2 protein-coding genes are annotated in these 2,082 nt (G+C 65.2%); both read right to left on the bottom strand.

Translation table 11 applies throughout. The features are described 5' to 3' along the window. Positions 1 to 104: 104 nt before the first annotated feature. Positions 105 to 1,487: an integrating conjugative element protein gene (locus ALO64_RS00380; protein ID WP_235378690.1), complete on the bottom strand. Its 1,383-nt coding sequence runs from the start codon at positions 1,485 to 1,487 to the stop codon at positions 105 to 107. 25 nt (positions 1,488 to 1,512) lie between these two features. Then, a partial coding sequence (locus ALO64_RS00375; RefSeq protein ID WP_235804962.1) for a TIGR03756 family integrating conjugative element protein occupies positions 1,513 to 2,082 on the bottom strand: 570 nt, incomplete at its 5' end.

Here is a 2,082-nt window from a genome sequence, read left to right as displayed (position 1 = left end):
TGCGACGTTGGCCGCCACGGCGGCCGCGAGCAGCAGCACCGACCACAGCAGCGCCCTGGCCACGCGCCGGTTGAACAGCCAGCGCAGGCGCAGCCACGCCGGGGTCATGGCGTGCCTCCCGGATTGGTCCGCTGCAACTGGTCGAGCTGGTTGGGCACGGGGTCGCCCTCGTAGACGCCCCGCGAGCCTGCCGCGCGGGTGCCGTGGCGCTGGATGATCGCCATCGGCGAGTTGTTGGCGAGTTCGCGGCGCAGTTCGAGCTCGGTCTTGAGGTTGAGGATCTCGCGGTCGAGCGTGCTGCTTTCCTGATCGACGGCGGCCACCGCCAGCTGGTTGGCCGCGACGTTGGGTTCCTTCCTGCCGGTCAGCAAGGTGCGTTGCAGCAGTAGCGCCTTCTCCAGCACCGAGGCCAGTGCCACTTCCGAGGTCAGGCGCTGTGCCAGGATGTTCTGATCGGGTTCGTCGCGAAGCGCTTCGATGACGCCACGCGTGATCGGCAGCGAGGCGCTGCCTGCTTCGCGCAGGTTCTCGAAGGTGGTGTTGCGCGCGCCGCTGACCAGCTCCTGCAGCACCTGCAGCTTGGTGTCGTACTCTTCCTGGATCAGCGGGGTCAGGCCCACGCCGGGCACGGTCTGGGTCTTGGTGCAGGCTTCGCAAGTGCGTTGCTCTTGTTCGCCCAGCACACGGGTGGCCCACTCGACCGCCTGCTGTGGGGAGGACCAAGTCTGGCAGGCCAGGCTGTTGCAACTGGCAGGGTCGATCGATGAGGTTTCGGTCACGCCGCGGCCGTTGACCAGGTTGTAACCGGCCCTCGTCACATCTCCCACCACCTTGATCGAGCTCTGTCCTGCGCCGCCCGCATTGCTGCCGCCGACCCATGGAACGCCGTCGTTGCCTCGGCTGGTCTCGGCCTGCTCGATGGCAGAGACGGCATCAGTGCTCGATACAGCCTGGCGCAGGGCCATGCCTTCGGCAATCTGGTTCCAGCCGAGTTGGCCACCCGCTGCGTCGGCCATCCGTTCTGCCATGGCCCTGCAGGTGAGTTTGGAACGGTCAAAGTCCAGCCGGGCCTGCAGCACGCCATTGGTCAGCAGATTGTACAAACCTGGGTCAGCCCTCTGAATGATCAACGCAGGCAGGGACGCGACCGCGCTCGTCGCGTTCTGGATCACGGACGACATGATGTTCTGGAATCCGTTCGTCAGCCCGTTGAGCTGGTTCTGGATCGTCGTCGAGATTGACATATCGCCGCAGATCAGGTTGCTGTTCCAGCCCATCCCGACGCCAAGGGAACGCATGCCGGCAGCGCCGCTCATGGAAACGGCGTTGCCGCCTCCGATCGAGTACATCACTTCGTCGCCGATCACGCTGCCGCTGTTCTGGAAGCCGCCGCTTTGGGCGAAGGCGAGTCCGGAAGCAAGGGCCAGTGCGCAGGCCAGCGAGACGAAAGACCTGGTGTGACTCAGGCGGCCACACTGTTTCGTCATGTCGGGATAATTCATCGTCATGCCCTCAGTTGAAATCCGTGCTGCCAAGGAAGGTCTGGCCGCGGCGCTGGCAGCAGCTATATGGACGCCAGAGCGCCCACGCGTAATCGCCCTCTCGCGCCCGCGGCAGCGGTCCTGCATGGGGGAAGACGGCGCACGTGTTGGAGAGCTGCGGCGTCAATTGCTGCCATTTCCCTGTGGTGGCATCGCTTTCCACAAGCTCTCCGGCCGGCCAATAGCCGTCGCGCGAGCTCGCTAACACCGGCTGGTAGACATGCAGTTGGCCGCGGCGAGTGACGACGTCGCCCGCTCGCTGGGCACCTACCGCGCCGGCTTTGTAGTCGTCGACCTGATGCAGAAATCCTCCCCGGGGATAGACGTTGCCCCACAGGTTCAAGGCGCTACGCGTGCCGATCTCGCGCATGCCTGGGACCAACGATTCGGGATAGACGGCCTCGGGCACGTTGTAGCGCCAGGCCAGCGTATCCAGCGTGGATAGCAGGTACGGCATGAACGCGGTTCCTGCGCCCTCGCAGATGTAGCCGGACGCCGAGGCGAACTGGCTGAACACCTGACCTCCGGGGTGGCCGATCAC

The organism is Pseudomonas meliae, from assembly GCF_001400515.1.
Classification (GTDB): Bacteria; Pseudomonadota; Gammaproteobacteria; order Pseudomonadales; family Pseudomonadaceae; genus Aquipseudomonas; species Aquipseudomonas amygdali.
The sequence above is the reverse complement of the archived record's forward strand: the minus strand, read 5'-3'. Positions and strand labels throughout refer to the sequence as shown.

Excerpts from the sequence above, each read along its gene's own strand:
- ALO64_RS00380 (WP_235378690.1), bottom strand. The coding sequence starts at position 1,487 with ATGACGAAACAGTGTGGCCGCCTGAGTCACACCAGGTCTTTCGTCTCG.